This window comes from Candidatus Thiosymbion oneisti (assembly GCF_900092655.1).
GTDB classification, from domain to species: domain Bacteria; phylum Pseudomonadota; class Gammaproteobacteria; order Chromatiales; family Chromatiaceae; genus Thiosymbion; species Thiosymbion oneisti.
Window position 1 is genome coordinate 1 of record NZ_FLUY01000349.1, and the last position, 866, is coordinate 866.

An 866-nucleotide genomic window follows, 5' to 3' on the forward strand; every position below is an offset into this window, starting at 1 on the left:
GCGAGCTGAAATCCTCCATCGACAAGGGCGGTATGTATCTCTTCGAGCGCAAGGCACGTTTTTATGAGCGGCGCCACAATCGCAAGGCCGATCGCCTGATCGTGATCTCGCCGATGATCGACAAACCGGCCGAGCAGGTTGCTAGGGAGCTCGGTATAGAGATCTACTCGGATTCCTTGGAGGTTGAAAAAATCTGACGGCAGAGGGCGAGGGCGCGACGTATTGGTATCCGGAATGGAGAGGAAGTTATGGTAATCGAAGCCGTCTCGGAGACGTTGAAACGGGAATTGCCCACCCTGTTGCGTGACGACCCGGATCTTCGTCGTTACATCCTGGATCTGACGCGCGGGGAGTATGCGGATCGGCAGCAGACGGGAGACCGTTTCGACTGCATGTTGGATGAGCTACGTCAGGACCGCGAGGCCCAAGAACGCAAATGGGAGAAGCAGGACCGCAAATGGTGGGAAGCACAAGCGGAGAATAAGCGCAAATGGGAGGAGCAGGATCGCAAATGGCGGGAAGCGCGAGAGGAGCAAGACCGCAAATGGAAAGAGAACCGGGCCGACTTCGAGCGGGTGCATGAAGAGATCATGGCCCAGGCCGAGAAGTATGATCGTCGTATCGGAGCATTGGGCGCGCGCTGGGGCGTGCAATCGGAGGCGACCTTCCGCAACGCCCTGGCCGGGATCTTGGAAAAGAACTTCGATATACAGGTGCTCAACGTCAACGAGTACGACGATCAGGGAGAGGTCTTCGGCCGACCGGAGCAGGTGGAGCTGGATGTAATCGTCAAGAACGGCCTGTTGCTCATTTGCGAGCTGAAATCCTCCATCGACAAGGGCGGTATGTATCTCTTCGAGCGCAAG

General features: G+C 57.0%; 1 protein-coding gene and 1 pseudogene. Both read left to right on the forward strand.

The genetic code is table 11. The annotated features are described in order from the left end of the window. Nucleotides 1-197 (forward strand): annotated as a pseudogene (locus tag BQ17_RS03340) (PD-(D/E)XK nuclease family protein); the annotation flags it as partial. Between the two features lie 51 nt (nt 198-248). Further along, a partial coding sequence (locus tag BQ17_RS03345) for a PD-(D/E)XK nuclease family protein (RefSeq protein WP_089724293.1) occupies nt 249-866 on the forward strand: 618 nt, incomplete at its 3' end.